22 protein-coding genes and 1 tRNA gene are annotated in these 21,900 nt (G+C 71.0%); 5 read left to right on the plus strand and 18 right to left on the minus strand.

The annotated features are described in order from the left end of the window. Positions 1-47 precede the first annotated feature (47 nt). On the minus strand, positions 48-1,106 hold the full coding sequence (locus tag ACZ60E_RS29785) for a hypothetical protein (protein ID WP_469444419.1): 1,059 nt from the start codon (positions 1,104-1,106) through the stop codon (positions 48-50). Positions 1,107-1,241: 135 nt separating this feature from the next. Here ACZ60E_RS29785 and ACZ60E_RS29790 point away from each other — a divergent pair, with 135 nt between their 5' ends. After that, positions 1,242-1,898: an NAD(P)H-binding protein gene (locus tag ACZ60E_RS29790; RefSeq protein ID WP_469444421.1), complete on the plus strand. Its 657-nt coding sequence runs from the start codon at positions 1,242-1,244 to the stop codon at positions 1,896-1,898. 113 nt (positions 1,899-2,011) lie between these two features. On the opposite strand, the gene ACZ60E_RS29795 is transcribed toward ACZ60E_RS29790, so the two are convergent. Further along, positions 2,012-2,224, minus strand: coding sequence for a hypothetical protein (locus tag ACZ60E_RS29795; protein ID WP_384801141.1), 213 nt, complete (start codon positions 2,222-2,224; stop codon positions 2,012-2,014). A gap of 175 nt (positions 2,225-2,399) precedes the next feature. Next, a tRNA-Tyr gene (locus ACZ60E_RS29800) sits at positions 2,400-2,481 on the minus strand. Positions 2,482-2,682: 201 nt separating this feature from the next. Between ACZ60E_RS29800 and ACZ60E_RS29805 the strand changes: the two genes are divergently transcribed. After that, positions 2,683-3,171, plus strand: coding sequence for a YajQ family cyclic di-GMP-binding protein (locus ACZ60E_RS29805; protein ID WP_107020968.1), 489 nt, complete (start codon positions 2,683-2,685; stop codon positions 3,169-3,171). Between the two features lie 103 nt (positions 3,172-3,274). Here ACZ60E_RS29805 and ACZ60E_RS29810 read toward each other — a convergent pair whose 3' ends face one another. Then, entirely contained in the window at positions 3,275-3,541 is a 267-nt protein-coding gene (locus ACZ60E_RS29810; RefSeq protein ID WP_210882008.1) for a GlsB/YeaQ/YmgE family stress response membrane protein, read from the minus strand. 180 nt (positions 3,542-3,721) lie between these two features. Between ACZ60E_RS29810 and ACZ60E_RS29815 the strand changes: the two genes are divergently transcribed. After that, entirely contained in the window at positions 3,722-5,059 is a 1,338-nt protein-coding gene (locus ACZ60E_RS29815) for an APC family permease (RefSeq protein WP_469444424.1), read from the plus strand. A 359-nt stretch (positions 5,060-5,418) separates the two neighbouring features. Here ACZ60E_RS29815 and ACZ60E_RS29820 read toward each other — a convergent pair whose 3' ends face one another. From ACZ60E_RS29820 to ACZ60E_RS29885, 14 genes are all read right to left on the minus strand, one after another. After that, positions 5,419-5,985, minus strand: a complete 567-nt coding sequence (locus ACZ60E_RS29820; protein ID WP_469444426.1) for an SMI1/KNR4 family protein — start codon at positions 5,983-5,985, stop codon at positions 5,419-5,421. A 67-nt stretch (positions 5,986-6,052) separates the two neighbouring features. Further along, entirely contained in the window at positions 6,053-7,192 is a 1,140-nt protein-coding gene (locus ACZ60E_RS29825; protein WP_469444428.1) for a barstar family protein, read from the minus strand. 13 nt (positions 7,193-7,205) lie between these two features. Continuing rightward, positions 7,206-7,604 (minus strand): YccF domain-containing protein, encoded by a 399-nt coding sequence (locus ACZ60E_RS29830; RefSeq protein WP_210882004.1) that lies wholly within the window; start codon positions 7,602-7,604, stop codon positions 7,206-7,208. Next, entirely contained in the window at positions 7,601-8,464 is an 864-nt protein-coding gene (gene htpX / locus ACZ60E_RS29835) for a zinc metalloprotease HtpX (protein WP_384801129.1), read from the minus strand. The genes ACZ60E_RS29830 and htpX overlap by 4 nt, the downstream gene beginning before the upstream one ends. 246 nt (positions 8,465-8,710) lie before the next feature. Beyond that, positions 8,711-10,258, minus strand: coding sequence for an NADH-quinone oxidoreductase subunit N (locus ACZ60E_RS29840; RefSeq protein ID WP_469444431.1), 1,548 nt, complete (start codon positions 10,256-10,258; stop codon positions 8,711-8,713). After that, positions 10,255-11,850, minus strand: a complete 1,596-nt coding sequence (locus tag ACZ60E_RS29845; protein ID WP_469444434.1) for an NADH-quinone oxidoreductase subunit M — start codon at positions 11,848-11,850, stop codon at positions 10,255-10,257. The genes ACZ60E_RS29840 and ACZ60E_RS29845 overlap by 4 nt, the downstream gene beginning before the upstream one ends. A gap of 6 nt (positions 11,851-11,856) precedes the next feature. Continuing rightward, positions 11,857-13,851: an NADH-quinone oxidoreductase subunit 5 family protein gene (locus tag ACZ60E_RS29850; RefSeq protein WP_469444436.1), complete on the minus strand. Its 1,995-nt coding sequence runs from the start codon at positions 13,849-13,851 to the stop codon at positions 11,857-11,859. Further along, positions 13,848-14,249: an NADH-quinone oxidoreductase subunit NuoK gene (gene nuoK / locus ACZ60E_RS29855; protein ID WP_469444437.1), complete on the minus strand. Its 402-nt coding sequence runs from the start codon at positions 14,247-14,249 to the stop codon at positions 13,848-13,850. The genes ACZ60E_RS29850 and nuoK overlap by 4 nt, the downstream gene beginning before the upstream one ends. Continuing rightward, a complete protein-coding gene (locus ACZ60E_RS29860; protein WP_469444439.1) occupies positions 14,249-14,941 on the minus strand; it encodes an NADH-quinone oxidoreductase subunit J family protein in 693 nt (230 codons plus the stop codon). Before ACZ60E_RS29860 ends, nuoK begins: the two co-directional genes overlap by 1 nt. Beyond that, entirely contained in the window at positions 14,938-15,525 is a 588-nt protein-coding gene (locus ACZ60E_RS29865; RefSeq protein ID WP_469444442.1) for a NuoI/complex I 23 kDa subunit family protein, read from the minus strand. The genes ACZ60E_RS29860 and ACZ60E_RS29865 overlap by 4 nt, the downstream gene beginning before the upstream one ends. Positions 15,526-15,527: 2 nt before the next feature. After that, positions 15,528-16,496, minus strand: coding sequence for a complex I subunit 1/NuoH family protein (locus ACZ60E_RS29870; protein WP_384801108.1), 969 nt, complete (start codon positions 16,494-16,496; stop codon positions 15,528-15,530). Continuing rightward, positions 16,493-17,587, minus strand: coding sequence for an NADH-quinone oxidoreductase subunit C (locus ACZ60E_RS29875; protein WP_469444444.1), 1,095 nt, complete (start codon positions 17,585-17,587; stop codon positions 16,493-16,495). The genes ACZ60E_RS29870 and ACZ60E_RS29875 overlap by 4 nt, the downstream gene beginning before the upstream one ends. After that, positions 17,584-18,258: an NADH-quinone oxidoreductase subunit B gene (locus ACZ60E_RS29880; RefSeq protein ID WP_469444446.1), complete on the minus strand. Its 675-nt coding sequence runs from the start codon at positions 18,256-18,258 to the stop codon at positions 17,584-17,586. Before ACZ60E_RS29880 ends, ACZ60E_RS29875 begins: the two co-directional genes overlap by 4 nt. Then, positions 18,249-18,698: an NADH-quinone oxidoreductase subunit A gene (locus tag ACZ60E_RS29885; RefSeq protein WP_373465922.1), complete on the minus strand. Its 450-nt coding sequence runs from the start codon at positions 18,696-18,698 to the stop codon at positions 18,249-18,251. Before ACZ60E_RS29885 ends, ACZ60E_RS29880 begins: the two co-directional genes overlap by 10 nt. Positions 18,699-19,074: 376 nt before the next feature. On the opposite strand from ACZ60E_RS29885, the gene ACZ60E_RS29890 reads away from it, so the two are divergent. Together ACZ60E_RS29890 and ACZ60E_RS29895 are read left to right on the plus strand one after the other, a co-directional pair. Continuing rightward, positions 19,075-20,265, plus strand: coding sequence for a sensor histidine kinase (locus tag ACZ60E_RS29890; RefSeq protein ID WP_384801099.1), 1,191 nt, complete (start codon positions 19,075-19,077; stop codon positions 20,263-20,265). Between the two features lie 266 nt (positions 20,266-20,531). Continuing rightward, complete coding sequence (locus ACZ60E_RS29895; protein ID WP_469444448.1) at positions 20,532-21,890, plus strand: sensor histidine kinase; 1,359 nt, start codon at positions 20,532-20,534, stop codon at positions 21,888-21,890. Positions 21,891-21,900: the final 10 nt, after the last annotated feature.

Below are 21,900 nucleotides of genomic sequence, written 5' to 3' on the forward strand. Positions count from 1 at the left end.
TGCGGCTGCCGGTGGCTGCGGTTGCCGTGGTTGCCGCGAACTGAGCGTCAGAAGCCGCCCAGCAGGCCGCTGGTGAACGGGTTGCCCGGCCCGCCGAACTCTCCCGCGGGCAGCTTCGTGGCGCCGGACGGGGCACTGATGTCGCCGGCTTCGCCGAACGTCATGACCAGCGGGACCTTCGCGCCCTTCGGGTCGTCCGCCAGGGTGGCGAGGTCGATGGAGACGCGGGTCAGATCACCGTTCTTCAAAGAGAAGTCGACGGCGACCTTCTTGTCCGGGGCGTCCTTCAGGTCCTCGTCGGTGGGCAGTTCGGCGCCTGCCGGGAGTTCGCCCGCCAGCGGCCGCAGCTTGTCGATGATGCCGGTGAGCAGTTCACGGAACGAGGCCTTGGCGACGACCCGTTCGACACCGTCGCTGCCTCCCTTGTCGCTGAAGGTGACCTCGCGGGCGACGACCGAGCGCACGGCCTTGAGGATCTTCTGCTGGGTCCTGCTGTCGATCTCGTCGGCCGGATCGGCCGCGCCTGCCTTGCCCTTGCCGTCCTTCGCGGCGCGGTCGAGTTCGCGGTTGTCGATCTTGATCCACTTGCCCTCAAGGACCGGCCTGAGCTCCTTCTCGCTCTCGGGGAGCTCGTCGGCGGTCGGCAGGGGGAAGCCCATCGCCTCGCCGAACGCCTTCATGTCGGCCCGGTAGTACGTGTAGTCGCCGACGAGGCGGTACTCGGCGAGGACACCGTCGGGCCCCGAGACCGACATGGCCGTACCGACGAGATCCTTCTCACCCGAGTCGGCGAGCGGCTTGCGCGACTCCACCGACACCTTGACCCGTACTCCGGCGAACAGTTTCGCGAGCTCGGGCGGCATCTCCTCGCCGGTCTCCTCCTCCCCGGCCAGCTTCACCAGTGCCGAGGGCTTGGCGTCGAGCCCCAACTCGAAGGCGAGCGACTTCTTTCCGCCGAGCCCTTCGACGGCCTGGTCCACCTTCTGACCGGCGGTGAGGTTCTCCACCGTGCCGCAGGCGGCCACTCCGGAGAGCAGGGCGGTGGTGCAGCCGACCGCGGTGAGAGTCCTGCGTATGACAGGGCTCTTGCGGGCGGCGGGGCTCATGCGTGTGGCGGTGATGACGGTCTCCTTATGACGCCTGACGGCGTCCCCCTCGTACAACGTGATCTCTCAAGAGACTCACGAGTTATCCACAGGGTTGTGCGGCGAGTGTCTCCATCCGGGCGTACGGTCGGAAACATGCGCATTGTTATCGCTGGAGGTCATGGTCAGATCGCGTTGCGGCTTGAGCGGCTGCTCTCCGCGCGCGGTGACGAGGTCGCGGGGATCATCCGCCGAGCCGAACAGGGCGACGATCTGCGGGCGGCCGGCGCCGAGCCGGTGCTGTGCGATCTGGAGTCGGCTTCGGAGGAGGAGGTCTCCTCGCATCTGCGGGGCGCGGACGCCGCGATCTTCGCGGCGGGCGCGGGCCCGGACAGCGGGGCGGCCCGCAAGGAGACCGTGGACCGGGGAGCCGCGGTGCTCTTCGCGGACGCGGCGGCCCGGGCGGGCGTGCGCCGCCATGTGGTGGTCTCGTCCATGGGCGCGGACCCGGAGCACCCCGGGGACGAGGTGTTCGACGGATATCTGCGCGCCAAGGGCGAGGCCGACGCGTACGTACGCGCCCATCGCGGCCTGGACTGGACGATCCTGCGCCCCGGAATGCTGACGAACGACGCGGGCAAGGGCCTCGTCCGCCTGGAGGCCGCCACGGGCCGCGGACCGGTCCCGCGCGACGACGTCGCCGCGGTCCTCGCGGAACTGGTGGACACCCCGGCGACGGCCGGCCTGACCCTGGAACTGATCAGCGGTTCCACACCGGTGTCGGTGGCGGTCAAGTCGGTGGCGGGTAACTGACGAGCAGGTGGGCCAAGACCGATCTGGGGCGCGTCGCCGGTGAGGGGCGGGCCCGGCGGTCCCGACCGCCCGCCCGGAAGCCGGTGGCCCGCGAGACCGCGAGACCGCCAGAGTCAGAAGAGCGGGAGCTGGCCGGGGAAGTCCGCCACGACGTACCCGTCCAGCGCCGGCTGAGAGGCCCCGAGCTCCGCCTGCCTGCGCGACCCCGGGCAGGACACGAGTTCGCCGCTCCCCCGCGCCCCCGCCGGGTCGTGCCGGGCGAACCGCCCGGCGACGACGGCGATCTCGCGACGGCACACGGGACAGATTCGACGACGTGAGGACATGGGGCCAGGGTACGGAGAGAAGGCCGGGCGCGGCTGCACGGGCGCCCCGCGTTCCCGTGGTTCGGGGCCCTGGCACAGGCGCGCCACCGGCCACCGGGTCCGAAGCCGCCCGAACATGAAGAAACCCTCTCTGAAATGCGTACTCGCATTTCAGAGAGGGTTTCTTCTCTCAGCGTGGCGGCGCCAGGATTCGAACCTGGGAAGGCTGAGCCGGCAGATTTACAGTCTGCTCCCTTTGGCCGCTCGGGCACACCGCCGGGGTTGCTGCCATTCGAACCGTCTTTCGGCGGCGCTCCGTGGCAACGACGTAAACGATACCCGATGCTCGGGGGTGCTTCGCCACTCGATTGATCGGTGCCCGGAGGGGAGGGGGTGGCTAGGCTTATGCGGATGCGGCCCGGGACCGAAGCGGGTTCGGCGACCGCCACTACGCACCCCGATACAAGGAGCCACAGGACATGGCCGACTCCAGTTTCGACATCGTCTCGAAGGTCGAGCGGCAGGAGGTCGACAACGCCCTCAACCAGGCCGCCAAGGAGATCTCGCAGCGCTACGACTTCAAGAACGTGGGCGCCTCCATCTCCTGGTCCGGCGAGAAGATCCTCATGGAGGCGAACTCCGAGGAGCGGGTGAAGGCCATCCTCGACGTGTTCGAGACCAAGCTGATCAAGCGCGGTATCTCGCTGAAGGCGCTGGACGCGGGTGAGCCGCAGCTCTCCGGCAAGGAGTACAAGATCTTCTCTTCGATCGAGGAGGGCATCTCCCAGGACAACGCGAAGAAGGTCGCGAAGATCATTCGCGACGAGGGCCCGAAGGGCGTGAAGGCGCAGGTGCAGGGCGACGAGCTGCGGGTCAGCTCGAAGAGCCGTGACGACCTGCAGGCCGTGCAGGCCCTGCTCAAGGGCAAGGACTTCGACTTCGCGCTGCAGTTCGTCAACTACCGGTGACGTGCCGGTCGTTCCGCGGATGCCGGCCGCGCGTACGAGAAAGGGTGGGCACCTCGGGTGCCCACCCTTCTCGCCTGCTGGCTGCGGCCTCGGGGGCGCGCACTCAGTCGCGCGAGTTGCCGAACAGGATGCGGTAGCCGATCAGCAGAACCAGCGCGCCGCCGATCGCGGCGGCCCAGGTGGCTCCGTCGTAGAAGTCCTTGGAGATCGGGTGGTCCAGCCAACGGGCTGATATCCAGCCGCCGATGAAGGCGCCCGCGACGCCGATCAGTGTCGTGCCGATGAAGCCGCCGGGATCGCGTCCCGGCAGCAGGAACTTGGCGATGGCTCCGGCCAGCAGCCCCAGAATGATCCAGCTGATGATGCCCATGCCGTGAACCTGCCCTTTCGTGCTGTACCTGTGCTGTGATCCTGCTCGCACAAGGCTGTGGTCATACCGCTCTCGGCTGCTTTTTGTCGTTCTATGTTTCGCTCTTCTGTTCGCTCCTTGTTGCTGGGGAGGACGTCGGCGCGACGGCGGCCGGTTGCACTGATCAGTAGGGTGCGGTTCATGACACAGTCCGATCCCGCCCGGCCGGGTTCGTCCGGGTCCGGGGCCGGGGCCGAGTCCGGCGCCGGTCCCGATGCCGGGTCCAGGGCCGGAGCCGCGGGCAGCGCGGCTGAACTGCGCCGAACGCTCGGTGTCGGGGACGCCGTGGTCATCGGCCTCGGCTCGATGATCGGTGCGGGAATCTTCGCCGCGCTGGGCCCGGCGGCACGGGCCGCGGGATCCGGGCTGCTCCTCGCGCTGGGCATCGCCGCGGTCGTCGCCTACTGCAACGCGACCGCTTCGGCACGCCTCGCCGCCCGCTATCCCGCTTCGGGCGGAACGTACGTGTACGGCCGCGAACGGCTCGGCGAGTTCTGGGGATATCTGGCCGGCTGGTCGTTCGTCGTGGGCAAGACCTCCTCGTGCGCGGCGATGGCGCTCACCGTGGGCACGTACGTGTGGCCGGGGCAGGCGCACGCGGTGGCCGTCGGGGCGGTGGTGGCCCTGACCGCGGTGAACTACGGCGGTGTGCAGAAATCCGCGTGGCTGACGCGGGTGATCGTCGCGGTGGTCCTCGCAGTCCTCGCTTCCGTCGTGGTCGTCTGTCTGACCTCGGGGGACTCCGACGCCGGGCGGCTCGGCGCGGGCGTCTCCGGGGGTGCCGGTGGAGTGCTCCAGGCGGCCGGACTGCTGTTCTTCGCCTTCGCCGGGTACGCGCGGATCGCGACCCTCGGCGAGGAGGTACGGGATCCTGCGCGCACCATTCCGCGCGCGATCCCGCTGGCTCTGGGTATCGCACTCGTCGTGTACGGGGCTGTGGCGGTGGCCGTCCTCTCCGTGCTGGGGCCGACGGGGCTCGGGCAGGCGACAGCGCCGCTCGCCGACGCGGTGCGTGCCGCCGGGGCACCGGGGCTCGTCCCGGTCGTACGGGTGGGTGCCGCGGTGGCGGCGCTCGGTTCCCTTCTCGCGCTGATCCTGGGGGTGTCGCGGACGACGCTGGCCATGGCCCGCGACCGGCATCTGCCGGGTGGGCTGGCCGCCGTGCATCCGCGCTTCCGGGTGCCCCACCGGGCGGAGCTCGCCGTCGGCGCGGTGGTCGCGGTGCTGGCCGCGACGGTGGATGTGCGGGGTGCGATCGGCTTCTCCTCCTTCGGGGTGCTGGTGTACTACGCGATCGCCAACGCCTCGGCGTGGACGCTGGGTTCGGCGGCCGTGTCGCGGGTCCTGCCGGCGGTGGGGCTTGCGGGGTGCCTGACGCTGGCTTTCGCCCTGCCGTGGATGTCCGTGGCGGTGGGTGTCGGTGTGCTGGGGTTGGGGGCGGGTGTGTACGGGGTGCGGTGGCGGTTTCGCGCGCGTTGACCGCTCGCGCTCGCGCCTGCGTTTGCCCTCACGGGCCTGGGGGTGCCGGGGGTCGGCGGATGCGTGCGGGGCGGTGGGGGCTGGGTGCGCAGTTCCCCGCGCCCCTTGCAGGGGCTGGGGCTGAGGCCTGTGCCGATCGTGCGGGTTGTGGTGGGTTGCCTGCGCCGTTCCTCGCGCCCCTTGCTGGGAAGGGCTTGGGGTCGTGTGCATCGTGCGGGTAGGTGGGGGTTGCTCGCGCCGTTCCCCGCGCCCCTTGGCGGGAGGGGCTTGGGGTGGTGTGCATCGTGCGGGTCGGTGGGGGGTGAGTGCGGCGTTTCCCGTGCCCCCTGCTGGGGTGGGCGACGGGTGGGGGCCGTGCGCTATGACGCTTGTGCCGTTGTCGTTCGTATGCGGAAGTCGGGCCACGGTTGCAGGTCCGTGTCGTCGTTCAGTTCGTCGTACCAGCCGGTGCCCTGGAGCCAGGTGTCGAGCCAGGCGGTGAGCGTGGGGGCATCCACGTACCAGGCGTGGTCGGCGTCGTCGGCGTTCGGCTCGAACAGGAGCACCGTGGCGTCCTGGGTACGGCAGTCCACGCACGCGTACATTCCGCAGCCCCAGTGGGATATCGGCAGGATGCCTTCCGGCCAGGGCCAGTCGGGGTCCTTGCGGCCGCTCTCGCGGTGGGTGAGGTACTGCGCGACGACCGCCGGCTCTCCCGAGGGCGGGCTGTCGAGCAGGGGCAGCAGACCGTACTCCGGGCCGAACCCCCCGTCCCCTATCCGCAGATAGAGCGCGGCGAGCAGCGGCGGGACGGAGAAGCCGAGGGCGGACTCGGCGCGGGCGAGCGTGGCGGCGTCCACGGGGTCGGGGAGCGAAGGCCAGCCCCACGGCCGCGAGTTGCGTGCCTCCGCGAGGACACGTACCAGCAACTGCTCGATCTCGGTCATGCATTCATGATGCAGCGCGCCTCTGACAATCGGGCCGGCCTGTGGATAACCCTCGGACGAGCGGCTCTCAGTCGAGACGGACGTCGACGCCCTCGTCCACGAGGAACGCGAGAAGTTCCTCGAACGTCCACGGGCGGTGGTCGGTGCGCGGGACAAGGCCAAGGCAGCGGCGGGCGACCTCCGCGTCGTGCCAGATCAGGGTGAAGGGCCGCCGAGCGCCCCAGCGGCCACGCAGGCAGTCGTCGAGGGCGTCGAGACCCCGGCCGAAATAGCCGCCGGGTCCGTTGACCGCCTCGCCGAGCGCGCAGAAGAAACCCGGCTCGTCGGTGATGTGGCGGCCGTCGAGGTGATGGGTACGGCCCGGTTCCGCGTCGGGTCTGCCGGCGTCGTGGCGGGCCAGTGCCGTGGTCAGCCAGTGACGGCGGCCCTCCGCGCCGCACCGGGCCCAGAGGCCGGGCTCGGTGGGCCGGCCGGTGTCCCACAGTTCCCAGACCTCCTCGGCCGCGGTCGGCGGCCGGTCCGACCAGGGCTCCAGCGTGAGGTCCACCAGGCCGGGGCCGCGCGCGGAGGGGATCCAGGCGACGAGTTCGCCCTCGACGGCGGACTGGACGGGACGGCCCGCCGTGTCGACGCGTATCAGCTTGGCGTGTCCGAGGTCCTCCTCGCCCGCGTCCAGGGCTGTGCGGAGGGCTCCGCGCGGGGAGCAGCCGAGCAGCCGCACGGGCGGTTCGCAGGGGTCAGGCTGCCTGTCCTGAACGTGCGCCAGGTCCCGGCAGGCGCCCCAGGGTTCGTCCTGCGCGCCCAGCAGCCGGTAGCCCGGGGAGAGCGGCTGGCACTGGGGATAGTCGAACGGGTTGTGCGGGGACTCGCGCGCCCTGACGGTGAGGTCGCGCAATGACAGGTCGCGCGCGCACGGGAGGTCGCCGAGGACGCGTACGTCCTCCAGGGACCATGCTTCGACCCGCTCGCCGTCCTTGTCGAGGATCTCCAGGACGAGGGTGCCGAGCGGCGCCGATCCGTCGGCACGCGCGCGCAGGAGGGCTTTGTCCAGCTCTCCCTCGGGGACGCAGCCGAGCAGTTCGTACGTGCCGCGTGCGGGAGCCGGCGGATCGCCGAAGACGTGCTCGGCGTCCGCGCACAGCGCCCAGATCTCGTCGTCCTCTGCGTCGGCGTCGTACGCCGTCAGGGCGTACTTCGGCCTCCGCACCCCCGGCGCCGCCCTACCGGACCGACGACGTGAACGGCTGGTCCGTACGCACGATCTCGCGCCCCAGGGGGAACAGCGAGACCGGGATCAGCTTGAAGTTGGCGATGCCCAGGGGGATGCCGATGATCGTGACGCACTGGATGAGGCCCGTGACGATGTGCGCGAGGGCCAGCCACCAGCCGGCGAGGATCAGCCAGAGGATGTTGACGATGAAGGACGGCGCCCCCGCGTCACGGCGCTCGACCGTCGTCCGGCCGAACGGCCACAGCGCGTACGTGCCGATACGGAAAGCGGCGACGCCGAACGGGATTCCGATGATCGTGATGCACAGCAGCACGCCCGCGAGCAGGTAGCCGAGGAACAGCCAGAAGCCGCTCAGGACGAGCCAGATGATGTTGAGGATTGTCTTCACTGGTGGCGACCTGCCATCTGTTCGAGCCGGGCGATGCGCTCCGCCATGGGCGGGTGCGTTGAGAACATTTTGGAGAGTCCCTGGCCCGGACGGAAGGGGTTGGCGATCATCATGTGGCTCGCTGTCTCGATGCGTGGCTCCGGAGGCAGCGGCAGCTGCTTCGTGCCCGCCTCCAGCTTGCGCAGGGCGCTCGCGAGGGCCAGCGGGTCCCCGGTGAGCTGTGCGCCGGACGCGTCCGCCTCGTACTCCCTGGAGCGGCTGATGGCGAGCTGGATGACGGACGCGGCGAGCGGGCCGAGGATCATGATCATCAGCATGCCGAGGAGGCCGGGGCCGTCGTCGTCGTTGGAGCGGCCGATCGGGATCAGCCAGGCGAAGTTGACCAGGAACATGATCACGGAGGCCAGGGCTCCGGCGACGGACGAGATGAGGATGTCGCGGTTGTAGACGTGGCTCAGTTCGTGGCCGATGACGCCGCGCAGCTCCCGCTCGTTCAGGATGCGCAGGATGCCCTCGGTGCAGCACACGGCGGCGTTGCGGGGATTACGGCCCGTCGCGAACGCGTTCGGTGCTTCCGTCGGGGAGATGTACAGGCGGGGCATGGGCTGGCGGGCCTGTGTGGACAGTTCCCGGACCATTTTGTAGAGCGCCGGGGCCTCGAATTCGCTCACCGGGCGCGCGCGCATCGCGCGTAGAGCCAGTTTGTCGCTGTTCCAGTACGCGTACGCGTTCGTCCCGATCGCGATGACCAGTGCGACGACGAGGCCCGTACGCCCGAAGAAACTGCCGATGACGATGATGAGTGCGGACAGTCCCCCGAGGAGTACGGCGGTCCTGAACCCGTTGTGCCGGCGGTGCACGGTACGCCCTCCAAATCGTGCGGCAGGGGAACCCTTGCTTGTCGATCTCTGACGTCACTGGTTCCGTGACTCCACGGTCCAGTGGACCCTCCCTCACTGGTCAACGCCAGGCGGGGAGCACTAGTTCCCTTGTGCGCACGGGCTCGCGCGTCGGCTGTCCGGGTGATGGCCGGGTGAGGTGACGGGGTACCGCCCGCGCGTGGAGGGGCTGCCCCACGCGCGCGGGCGCTCGCTTCGGGGAAGGCGTCAGAAGAGGCCGGTGTCCGAGAAGCGCAGGATGAGCTGAGGTGCCCCGGAGAGCGCGACGCCCAGGACGGCGGTCAGGGCGATCGCCGCGGTGAGGGGGGCCGGGACGCGGTGCGACTCGGTTTCGCCCTCGGGGGCGCGGAACAGCAGAGTCGTCCACTGGAGGTAGTAGAAGAGCGCGATCACGACGTTGACGGCCATGACGACGGCGAGCCAGCCGAGTCCCGCCTCGACGGCCGCCGAGAAGACGGTGACCTTCGCGAAGAGTCCGATGATGCCCGGCGGCAGACCGGCCAGGCAGAGCAGGAAGAAGCCGAGGACGAGCGCGGCAAGGGGGCGGGAGGCGTACAGGCCGCGATAGTCGCTGATCCGGTTCAGGGGCTTCGTACGGGCCACCAGGGTGGCCACCGCGAAGGCTCCGAGGTTCACGGCCGCGTACATGAGGGCGTACGCGACGGTGGAGCCGACGGCCTTCCGGGCGTCCTCGGAGTACGCGGCGGCGGCGATCGGCACCAGCAGGTAGCCGGCCTGTCCCACGGAGGACCAGGCGAGGAGCCGTACCGCGCTGTACGCGCGCGTGGTCCGCTGCCGCAGGGCGCCGACGTTGCCGATCGTCATGGTGAGGGCGGCGAGGGCGGCGAGGGCCGGGCCCCAGACGTCCGCGTACGACGGGAGGGCGATCACGGTGACGAGGATCAGGCCGGAGAAGCCGACCGCCTTGCCGACGACCGACAGGTAGGCGGCGACCGGGAGGGGGGCTCCTACGTAGGTGTCGGGTACCCAGAAGTGGAAGGGCACGGCGGCCGTCTTGAAGGCGAAGCCCACGAGGGTGAGGACGACGCCCGCCTGGGCGAGCGTGTGCAGTTGGGGGTCGACGTCCTCGATGCGGGTGGCGATCTCCGTGAGGTACAGGGTGCCTGTCGACGCGTAGACGAAGCTGACGCCCATGAGGCTCACGGCGGTCGCGGTGACCGAGGACAGGAAGAACTTCAGGGCCGCTTCGGAGGACTTCCGGTCGCCGTGCTTGATGCCGACGAGGGCGAAGGCCGGCAGGGAGGCGACCTCCAGGGCGACGATCAGCGTGGCGAGATCGCGCGAGGCGGGCAGCAGGGCCGCGCCGGCGGCCGAGGAGAGCAGCAGGAACCAGAACTCCCCTTCGGGGTATGCCTTGTCGGTGTCTCCGCCGGCGTCCTTGCCTGCGTCCTTCAGGGTGGTCATCGACAGGAGCGCCGCGAGGAGCGCGCCGCCGAGGACGAGGAACTGGATGACCAGTGTGAACCGGTCCGCCGTGTAGCTGCACACGTCCGTGTCGCCCGTCAGGCAGAACGTGGAGCGGTCGCCGTCCAGGAGGGGCAGCAGGGCCAGCGCGGCGAGGGCGAGGCCCGCGACGGAGACCCAGCCGAGCAGGGCCTTCTTCCTGCCGTCCACGAAGAGGTCGGCCACGAGCACCGCGAGTGCGACGACCGCCGCGATGGTGGGCGGGGCGATCGCGAGCCAGTCGACGGACTGGACCAGGGACGCTGCCTGGTCCTGGGCCTGGGGGCTCATCGGGTGCCTCCTGAGAGGAGCTGCTGCACGGCCGGGTCGGTCAGGCCGAGGAGTGCCTTGGGCCAGAGCCCGGCGACGACGGTGAGGACGACGAGCGGGGTCCAGGCGGCGAACTCGTACGTCCGGACGTCGGCGAGCTTCGGACTCCCCTGCCCAGAGTGCTCCGGGTGCTGCGAGGTGTCGCCCATGCAGACCCGGCGGACCACGACGAGCATGTACGCGGCCGTGAGCAGGGTGCCGAACGCGGCGATCGCCATGAACGTCAGGAACGCGGGCCGGCTGAGACCGTCGGCGGGGTCGAACGCGCCGAACAGCGCGAGCATCTCGCCCCAGAACCCGGCGAGGCCCGGCAGTCCGAGCGAGGCGACGGCGGCGAAGGCGAGCAGGCCGCCGAGGCGCGGGGCCCGGCCGTAGAGCGCGGCCCCGGTCGTCCGCGCCAGGGAGTCGAGGTCGGTCGTGCCCGTGCGGTCCTTGAGCGCGCCGACGAGGAAGAAGAGCAGGCCGGTGATGAGGCCGTGGGCGATGTTCGCGAACAGCGCGCCGTTCACGCCGGTCGGGGTCATCGACGCGATGCCGAGGAGTACGAAGCCCATGTGGCCGACCGAGGAGTACGCGATGAGGCGCTTGAGGTCGCCCTTCGCGCCCTGCTTGGCGAGCGCCAGGCAGGCCAGCGAACCGTAGATGATCCCGACGACCGCGAAGGCCGCGAGATACGGGGCGAAGGTGCTCATGCCGTCCGGCGTGATCGGCAGCAGGATCCTGACGAACCCGTACGTGCCCATCTTCAGCAGGACTCCGGCCAGCAGGACCGAGCCGACGGTCGGAGCGGCGGTGTGCGCGTCCGGCAGCCAGCTGTGGAGCGGCCACATCGGCGTCTTGACCGCGAGCCCGATCCCGATCGCCAGAACGGCGATGACCTGCACCGATGTGGTCAGCGCGGGGTGATTGTCAGTGGCGAGTGCCACCATGTCGAAAGTGCCCGCCTTGATTCCGATCAGGAGCAGGCCCAACAGCATGATCACGGAACCGAGCAGTGTGTAGAGGATGAACTTCCAGGCAGCCCGGGTTCGTTGCTCACCGCCCCAGCGGGCGATGAGGAAGTACATCGGGATGAGCACCATCTCGAACGCGAGGAAGAACAGCAGCAGATCGAGGACGGCGAAGGTCGCGAGGGTGCCGGACTCCAGCACGAGCACGAGCGCCACGAATGCCTTCGGGGACGGGCCCGACGGCATTTTGAAGTAGGAGTACAGCGCGCACAGGAAGGTCAGCAGCGCGGTCAGCACGAGGAGGGGGAGGGAGATGCCGTCGATGCCGAGGTGGATCCGCACGTCGAGTGCGGGAATCCAGCTGATGTCCGTCGTGGCCTGCATCTTCGACGGATGGTCGTGGTCGAAGCCGAGCGTGAGGACGATCGCGGCGATGAGTACGGCGCCGGTGACGGTCGTGCCGTGCCGCAGCACGGCCTGCTCGGGTGATTTCCCCTTCAGCCCGGGCGGGGCCGGCAGGAGAGCCGCGGCGGCCCCGATGAGCGGGGCGACGACGATGAACGCCAGAAGAAACTGCATCACGGACTCGTTGATATCGATCACGCCTGCTCACGCTCCCGCGGTGGCGACGAGGAGGGCGGCGACCACCAGGACGACGGTGCCGGCGAGCAGCGCGCTCACATAGGTCTGCAGATTGCCGGTCTGGGCGCGCCGGACGGCCGTGCCCAGCCAGCGGGGCAGGGCGCCCGCGCCGCGCACGTAGGTGTCGACGACCTCGCGGTCGAGGAACCGGACGAGGGTGGCCGCGGCCTGGACCGGGCGGACGAAGAGCGCCGCGTACACGGCGTCCAGGTGGAAACCGACGGCCGCGTGGCGGTGCAGCGGGCCGAGCAGCAGGCGGCCGGGGTCCGACGGATCGGGCGCGGAGGCCACGTTGCCGTACGCGGGTTCGTGGCTGGCGATGGCCTCGGCCTCCACCAGGCCGCCGTCGGCGTCCGGGTGGGCGGCGACCGCGCCCAGCGGGACGCGGCCGGCCATGGCGGTGGTGTGCCGCCAGGCGCCGTACGTGACGATGCCGCCGACCAGGGCGACACCCGTACCGAGGACGGCGGTGGTGAGGGTCGGGGTGAGGCTCCGGCCGTCGAACCAGTCGGGGAGCACGCCGGTGGCGAGTCCGAAAGCGAGTGACGGGAGGGCGAGCAGCCACAGCACGGAGTTCATGGCGAGGGGCTGCTTGCCGTGGTCGGGGGTCTCGGTGCCGTGGCCGTGGAAGGCGAGCAGCCACAGGCGCATCGCGTAGGCGGCGGTGAGGAGGGCCGTCACCAGGGCGGAGACGAGGACGATCCAGCCCGCGGCTCCGGGGACGCTCTCGGCGTGGCCGACGGCGGCGTGCTCGGCGGCTCCGAGGACGGACTCCTTGGAGAAGAAGCCGCTGAAGGGCGGGATCGCGGCGAGCGCGAGGAGCGCCACGGTCATCGTCCAGTAGGCGTCGGGGACGCGGGCGCGCAGGTCCTTCATCCGGGACATGGCGGCCAGCGAGTTGGTGCCGGCGGCGTGGATGATCACGCCGGCCGCGAGGAACAGCAGCGCCTTGAAGGCGCCGTGCGCGAGGAGGTGGAAGACGGCGGCACCGCGGTCGCCGACGGCGAGGGCGCCGGTCATGTAGCCGAGCTGGCCGATCGTCGAGTACGCGAGGACCCGCTTGATGTCGTCCTGGGCGAGCGCGGCGAGGGCCGAGCCGGCCATCGTCACGGCGGCCATCACGGCGAGGACGACCAGTGCGGCCGCGGAGGCGGCGAAGACCGGGAGGAGCCGGGCGATGAAGTAGACACCGGCGGCGACCATCGTCGCGGCGTGGATCAGCGCGGAGACGGGTGTGGGGCCCGCCATCGCGTCGGGGAGCCAGGTGTGGAGCGGGAACTGCGCCGACTTGCCCGCCACCCCGGCGAGGAGCAGCAGGGCGATCAGCGTCGGGTGGTCGAGTCCGCCGCTCGCGACGTTGCCGAGGATCTTCGTGATGCGGAACGAACCGGTGTCGGCGGCGAGCGCGAACAGACCGATCAGGAAGGGGACGTCTCCGAGCTTGGTGACGAGGAAGGCCTTGATGGAGGCGGCGCGTGCCTCCGCGGTCTCCCAGTAGTGGCCCACGAGGAAGTACGAGCAGATGCCCATGATCTCCCAGCCGACCAGCAGCACCATCAGGTCGCCGGAGTAGACGACGAGCAGCATGGCGGAGGTGAAGAGGGAGACGAGAGCGGCGTACGAGGAGTAGCGCGGGTCGTGGCGCAGGTAGCCCGTCGAGTAGATCTGCACGCAGGTCGCGACCAGGCCGACGAGGATCGCGACGAGGGCGGCGAAGCCGTCGATGTGCAGGGCGAGTTCGACGGGGACGGAGCCGGTCGGGGTGAGTTCGGTCGCCGCGTCCACGGCCTGTCCGCCGCCCTGGCGTACGGCGACGACCACGGCGAGTGCGAGGGCGGCGACGGAGGGCAGGACGGCGAGGGGGCGGGCGAAGCCGGGGGCCGTGCGGCCCAGGAGCAGGCCGGCCACGGCGCCCAGGAACGGGAGGAGGGGGACGAGGACGGCGAGGGTGGTCGTGGTCACGCGGTGGCCTCAGCCTTCTCGGCCGGTTCGCTCCGGGCGGACTCGGAGCCGTCGGAGTCGTCATCGGGGGCGTCATCGCCGGGCTCGGCGGTGTCGCGGAGCCTGTCGATGTCCGCGGTGCCGCGGTTGCGGTGCACGGCGAGGACGATCGCGAGGCCGATGCCGATCTCGGCGGCGGCGATGGCGATGGTGAACAGGGTCAGGGCCTGGCCGGAGTGCAGGGTGTCCCGGGCGGTCCTGCTGAGCCAGACGTCGAAGGCGACGAGGTTGAGGTTGACGGCGTTGAGCATCAGCTCGACGGACATCAGGACCAGGATCGCGTTGCGGCGGGCGAGGACTCCGTAGAGGCCGGTGCTGAAGAGGAGGGCGGAGAGTACGGCCGGGTAGGCGAGGTGCATCAGCGGGCGCCTTCCTTGTCGCTCCGGGTGGTAGCGCTTCGGGTGGCGTCGGTTCGCGGGCCCGGGGGGCGCAGGGGGCTCGCGGTGGGCGTTCCGCCGGCCGCCTCCTTCGCCTTCGTCTTCGCCTTGCGGGAGAGGACGATCGCGCCGACCAGCGCGGCGAGCAGCAGGACCGAGAGGGCCTCGAAGGGGAGCACCCAGCTCTGGAAGAGGCTCGCGCCGGTGACCGCGGTGGAGCCGGCGGCGGGGCCGTCCAGGTCGATCCAGGTCGTCCGGAAGGCGTCGACGACCACCCAGACGAGGGCGGCGGCAGCGGCGATCGCGACGGCGAGGGCGACCCAGCGGTTGCCGGAGTCGGCGTCCGGGGAGCGGCCGATGGGGGCCCTGGTGAGCATCAGACCGAAGAGGAGGAGGACGACGACGGAACCGACGTAGATGAGGACCTGCACCCAGGCGATGAACTCGGCCGTGAGGAGGAGGTATTCGACGGCGAGGCCACCGAGGGCGACGACCAGCCACAGGGCGGCGTGCACCAGTTGCTTCGTGGTGACCGTGACGATCGCGGCGCCGAAGGTGACCAGGCCGACGAGGAGGAAGGCGATCTCGACGCCCGTCGGGGAGAGGAAGCCGTGGACCTCGGCGGCGGTGGTCGTGGCCTGTGCCGCCGAGACGGTGGCCGCGGCGGGAGTCACGATGCGCCTCCCTGCGACGGGTCGGTGGGCTCGGCCTGGACCTGTGCCTGGGCCTGGGCCTGGGTCGTGGCGAGTTTCTCGGCGGTCTTGCGGGCGGCGGCGATCTCCTTGGGTTCCTCGGCACCGGGGTCGAGGGCAGGCGGGGCCGGGACGGTCCACATCCAGTCGCGGAGCTTGTCGCGTTCGTGGGTGAGTTCGTGGATGTCGGTCTCGGCGTACTCGAACTCGGGAGACCAGAAGAGCGCGTCGAACGGGCAGACCTCGATGCAGATACCGCAGTACATGCAGAGGGAGAAGTCGATGGCGAAGCGGTCGAGGACGTTGCGGCTGCGCTCGCGGCCACCGGGAGCGGCGGCCGGGACCGTCTCCTTGTGGGAGTCGATGTAGATGCACCAGTCCGGGCACTCGCGGGCGCACAGCATGCAGACCGTGCAGTTCTCCTCGAAGAGCCCGATGACACCGCGGGTGCGGGGCGGGAGTTCGGGCTGGGCGTCGGGGTACTGCGCGGTGACGGTCTTCTTCGTCATCGTGCGCAGGGTGACGGCAAGGCCCTTGGCCAGGCCGGAGCCGGGAAAGGGGGACATGGTTACGCGATCACCACCTTGACGATGCCGGTGAGGGCGATCTGGGCGAGGGAGAGGGGGACGAGGAGGGTCCAGGCGAGTTTCTGGAGCTGGTCCTCGCGCAGGCGGGGATAGGTGACGCGCAGCCAGATGACGACGAAGGCGAGGACGGCCGCCTTCAGCAGGGTCCAGACCCAGCCGAGGCCGTCGGCGCCCCACGGGCCGTGCCAGCCGCCCAGGAAGAGCACGGTGGTCAGGCCGCACAGGACGACGATTCCGGCGTACTCGGCGAGGAGGAACAGGGCGAAGCGCAGACCGGTGTACTCGGTGTAGGCGCCGAAGATGATCTCCGAGTCGGCGACCGGCATGTCGAAGGGAGGGCGCTGGAGTTCGGCGAGGCCCGCCACGAAGAAGACGATCGCTCCGACGATCTGCCAGGGCAGCCACCACCACTCGAAGGCGTCGACGATGCCGGGGAGGGAGACCGTGCCGGCGGCCATGGCGACCGAGGCGGCGGTCAGCAGCATGGGGAGTTCGTACGCGAGGAGCTGGGCGGCGGTGCGCAGACCGCCGAGGAGGGAGAACTTGTTGGCCGAGGCCCAGCCCGCCATGAGCGAGCCGAGGACGCTGACGCCCATCACGGCGAGGACGAAGAAGACGCCCGCGTCGACGACCTCGCCGACCGCGCCCTCGCCCGGGCCGACCGGGATGACGAGGAGGACCATGAGGTACGGGAGGAGGGCCACGGCGGGGGCGAGCTGGAAGATACGGCGGTCGGCGCCGGCCGGGACCACGTCTTCCTTCTGGGCGAACTTCACGCCGTCCGCGACGAGTTGGGCCCAGCCGTGGAAGCCGCCCGCGTACATGGGGCCGAGGCGGCCCTGCATATGGGCCATCACCTTGTGCTCGGCCTGACCCACGATCAGGGGGAACGTCAGGAACACGACGAAGACGACGAGGAGTCGCAGGGCGACGTCGAGCGCGTCGTTCACTGCGCGCCTCCTGTGGGGCTTTCGGGATCGTCGGGGTGGTCGGCGCCGTCCGCCGCGTCAGGGGCGTCGGGGGCGTCCGGCTCGGGCGGAGGTTTGCCGGACTGCGGCTCCGCCGGTGCTGCGGGCTCGTCGAAAGCGGGGCGGGCCTGGTGCCACGGGGCGTCCGAACCGCGGGGCGCTGCGGGCGCCTTCGGCTCGGCGGATGCCTTCGGTTCGGCAGGCGTCTTCGGTTCGGCGGATGCCTTCGGCTCGGGCGCAGTGGTCGGTTCCGTCGGCGCCGTGGGTGTCGGCGTGGGCGCAGGCTCAGGCGTGGCCGAGGCCGTGGCGGGCGGCACCGGTGGCGTCGTCTGGCTCGCCGAGCCGTCGGCCGCCGTGCGGGTCCGTCGCGGCGGGCGTTCGCCGGTCGCTGCGGGCGCACCCGCCGCTCCCCTCGCACCCGCCGCGCGGCCCGCGCCTCGGGCCGGGCGGGCGGGGGCCGGGGGGAGCTGGCCCTTGAGGGGGCCCCACTCGTTCGGGTCGGGGACTCCGGGCGGGAGCATCTGGCGGCGTTTCGGGCCGCCGTGCTCCGACTCCCCCGGCTCCTTCGCGCCCGGCCAGGCCTTCGCCACGCGGGCCGCCAGGACGAAGTCCTTGCGCAGGGGGTGGCCCTCGAAGCCCTCGGGCAGGAGGAGCGGGTCCAGGCCGGGGTGGCCCTCGAAGGTGACGCCGAACATCTCGTGGGTCTCGCGTTCGTGCCAGGCGGCGCCCGCGTAGACCTCGACGGCGGAGGGCAGGACGGGTGCGGAGTGCGGGACGGTCGTGCGGACGAGGAGCCGGCGTACGGGGGCCAGGGCCACGACATGGGCCGAGACGCGGAAGCCCGCGCCCGGTTCCGTGCCGGGTTCCGCTCCCGGTTCCGTGCCGGGTTCGTCGACGGCGCTCAGCCAGTCGAAGTAGGTGCAGCCCAGAGCGTCGCGCGCGCTCTGCAGGGAGGCGAGCCAGGTGGCCGGGGGTACGTCGACCGTCAGCAGCTCGTACGACTCCTCGGCCGTGGCGTCGGGGCCGAAGAGTTCCTCCACGGGAGCGGGGAGCCATCCGGTCGTCCCGGTCATCGGGCGTCCTCCGCGGTCGCGGCCGTGGTGGGCGCCGCGGCCGGCGGCTGGACGAGGCCGCTCTGCAGCGCGGCCACGGAGGGGCGGCGGGCGCCGGAGGACGCGTACCGCTCCCCCAGGGACTCGCGGGCGATCTTCTCCTGGAGTTTGAGGATGCCCTGGAGCAGCGCCTCCGGGCGGGGCGGGCAGCCCGGTACGTACACGTCGACGGGGATGATCTGGTCGACGCCCTTCGTCACGGAGTACGAGTCCCAGTACGGGCCGCCGCAGTTCGAGCAGGCGCCGAAGGAGATGACGTACTTCGGTTCGGGCATCTGCTCGTACAGGCGCTTCACGGCCGGGGCCATCTTGTCCGTGACCGTGCCGGAGACCACCATCAGGTCGGCCTGGCGCGGGCCCGGGGCGAACGGGATGACACCGAGGCGGATGAAGTCGTGCCGGGCCATCGACGCCGCGATGAACTCGATCGCGCAGCAGGCGAGTCCGAAGTTGAAGACCCAGAGCGAGTAGCGGCGGCCCCAGTTCAGGACCACCTTCATCGGCTCGGGGGCCAGCCGGGCGAGCGCGCCCAGCCGCTTGGGCTCCGGCAGCAGCACCGGCTCGGGAGCCGACGGGGTCGGGGCGGCCGAGGACGTCGACGGGGTCGAGGCGGCCGTGGGGGTCACGTCCATGTGAGGACGCCCTTCTTGTATGCGTACAGCAGACCGACGGCCAGGAAGCCGAGGAAGATGAACATCTCCACGAGCGTCGCCGCGCCGTAGCCCGGCGCGGCGAAGACCGTCGCCCAGGGGAAGAGGAAGATCGAGTCGACGGCGAAGATCACGTACAGGAACGCGTAGACGTAGTAGCGGACCTGGGTGTGGGCCCAGCCCTCGCCGACGGGGTCGACCCCGCACTCGTACGTCATGAGTTTCTCGGGGGTCGGGACGACGGGCCGCAGCAGGCGGCCCGCTCCGAAGGCGACGGCGACGAACAGCACGCCGACCACGGCGAGCAGTCCGACGACCGAGTAGGACTGGAAGTAGTCCGCCGCGAGAGGGGTACCGGTGGCCGCGGTACCGGCTCCGGTTCCCGTGGTTCCGGTCGCCGCGACCATGGTCGGTTCCGGCACGTCCGCCCCTCGCTCCCTGGCCTGGATGACCTCGTGTGACCTGGTGTGATCCTGTGCGACAAGCCCGTACGAGTACGTGCGACGAGCCCGTACGGGTACGTACGACGGGCCCGCGCAGGTCCGTACAGCCACGCGTGAGGACCACGCGTGCGCCTGCGCGCGCGCCGTGCGGTGCGCGCGTTCGACGATCTGTACGCACCGGAGTCTAGGGCCTGCTAAAGGGACCGTAAGCAGCCCGTCACGGTTAGGCATGGTGCAGTTGGGTTCTCCGGCCGCGGAGAAGAGGGCCGGAGCCGCCGATGGTGGGGTTTTCCCCCGGAGACGGAGGCGGCCCACCTCATGGCGCCGCGGGCCGCGGTTCGGCAAGGTGGCGCCTATGACCGAACGCATTCCGGCCGTCGACACCCTGGGCACCGGCACCGACAGGCCCCCGCCTCCGCGCTTCGCCTACGACCGGCACACCTGGAAGGAGATCGCGCATCTCCTGGCCAACCTGCCGTCGTCGCTCGTCGGCTTCACCTACGTCGTCACCGTGCTGTTCCTGGGAGCCGGGCTGACGGTGACGGTGATCGGGCTGCCGGTGCTGGCGTTCGGGCTGCTCGGCGCGCGCCAGCTGGGGAAGTTCGAGCGGATGCGGGCCAGGGGCCTGCTCGGGGTGCGGGTGGACGAGCCGAGCCCGTTGCCGTTCCGCGGGCGGGGCGGGTTCTTCGGCTGGCTTTGGATGGCGTTGAAGGATCCGGTGGGCTGGCGGACGGTGCTCTACGAGCTGATGCGGCTGCCGTGGAGCATCATCACCTTCACCCTCATGCTGACGTCGTTGTTCGTGCTGTGGCCGGTGCTGCCGTTCCTCGCGCGCGGCCTCGCCAACGCCGACCGGGCCATGGTGCGTGCCCTGCTGTCGCCCTCCGACGAGCTGGAACAGCGCATCGCCGAGCTGGAGTCGGACCGCGGGGTGGTCGTCGACACGGCCGCGGCCGACCTGCGGCGCATCGAGCGCGACCTGCACGACGGGGCGCAGGCCCGGCTGGTGAACCTCGCGATGGGGCTCGGTCTGGCGAAGGAGAAACTGCTGGAGGGGCAGGCCGACGAAACCGTCGCGGCCATGGTCGACGAGGCGCACGGCGAGGTGAAACTGGCGTTGCAGGAGCTGCGGGACCTGGCCCGCGGTATCCACCCGGCGGTCCTCACCGACCGCGGTCTGGACGCCGCGCTGTCCTCGGTCGGCGCCCGCTGCACGGTGCCGGTGAAGGTGACGGCCGACCTGCCGGCCCGCCCGGCCGCGGCCATCGAGGGCATCGCGTACTTCACGGTCTCCGAACTCCTGCAGAACGTCAGCAAGCACAGCGGGGCGCGGTCCGCCTCGGTCGACGTGTGGCGTTCGGAGAACCGGCTGCTCATACAGGTCTGGGACGACGGCCGCGGTGGCGCCTCCCTCGACGGCGGTACGGGGATGGCGGGGCTCGCGGACCGGCTCGGTGCGGTGGACGGGCTGTTCGTCATCGACTCACCGGTCGGCGGACCGACGACGATCACGGCGGAACTGCCCTGGCGGGACCGGACGGAGTGACACCCAGGGGGAAGCCCTGATCATGGGGCTTCCCTCAGGAGGGGCGACGCCCCCTACCCCCCTAACGCCCCCTGACGCCCTCGACCGGGGCGCGTTCGGGGGCGTATGTACGTGCGCCCGTCCCCCGGGGTAGGGAAAACCCCCGGGCCGAGACGCCGACGTGCTCCATGTTCCGGGAGCGCCGCGCGCAGCAGAGTGGAGTTACACCAGCGGACGACTCAGCTGACCGGACTCAAGCAGCTGACGAACAGGAACGGACGGCGGCCATGGCCACGGAGTACGGACAGGGATACGGGTGGGACGACGGCCCCGGATTCCGGGAGGAGGGCGCCGGGGAGCGGTGGCACCGTCTCCCCGCCGCGCTGCGGGCGCCGATCGAGGCCCGCAGCCTGCGTGAGTTCGTCTACCTGATGCTGAGTCTGCCGCTCAGCATCTTCATGTTCACCTTCGCCGTGACGATGATGTCGCTCGGCGCGGGCCTGCTGATCACCTTCCTCGGCGTCCCGGTGCTCGCCGCGGGGCTCGCCGGCTGCCGCGGACTCGGCGCGCTGGAACGGGCGCGCGCCCGCGGCCTGCTGGGGCTCGACGTCGCCGCGCCGGAGCCGCTGCGGATGCGCAAGCAGAGCCCCATGGGGTGGATGGGGGCGACGCTGAAGAGCGGCGCGTCCTGGCGCCACCTCCTCTACACGGTCATCCACTTCCCGTGGGCCGTGTTCGCCTTCTCCGTCGCCATCACCCTCTGGACGACCGGCTGGACCCTGCTGACGTACCCGCTGTGGTTCTGGGTCTTCCCCATGTCCGGTGGACAGGACGGACTGCAGCTGTACGGGGACGAGGCGCACCGCGTCTACCTGGACAACCCCTTCGAGATCACCGTGACCGCGCTGGTCGGGCTGCTGCTCACGCTCGCGACGCCGTGGATCGTACGGGCGCTGACCCTGGTGGACCGGCTCCTCGTGGGCGGGCTGCTCGGCCCGTCGAAGCTGGCCACCCGCGTCGTGGAACTGGAGTCGGACCGGGGTGTCGTGGTCGACACGGCGGCGGCGGACCTGCGGCGCATCGAACGCGACCTGCACGACGGGGCGCAGGCCCGGCTGGTGGCACTGGCGATGGATCTGGGGCTGGCGAAGGAGAAGCTGGCGGAGGATCCGGCGGCGGCGGCGCGGATGGTGGGCGAGGCGCACGGTGAGGTGAAGACGGCGCTCCAGGAGCTGCGGGATCTCGCCCGCGGGATCCATCCCGCCGTGCTGACCGACCGCGGGCTGGACGCCGCGCTGTCGTCGGTCGCCTCCCGGTGCACCGTGCCCGTGCAGGTCGAGGTCGATCTGCCGGCCCGGCCGGTGCCCGCCATCGAGGGGATCGCGTACTTCACGGTGTCCGAGCTGCTGCAGAACATCAGCAAGCACTCGCGGGCCACGCGGGCGACGGTCGATGTGTGGCGGATCGAGAACCGGCTGATGATCCAGGTCGTCGACAACGGGGTCGGCGGGGCCGATGCCGGGGCGGGGTCCGGGCTCGCGGGGCTCGCCGGGCGGCTCGACGCGGTGGACGGGATTCTCGTGGTCGATTCGCCGGTGGCCGGGCCCACGCGGGTGACCGCGGAGTTGCCCTGGCGGGCGGCCTGAGGTCTCGCTT

The organism is Streptomyces sp. NPDC102514, assembly GCF_055584525.1.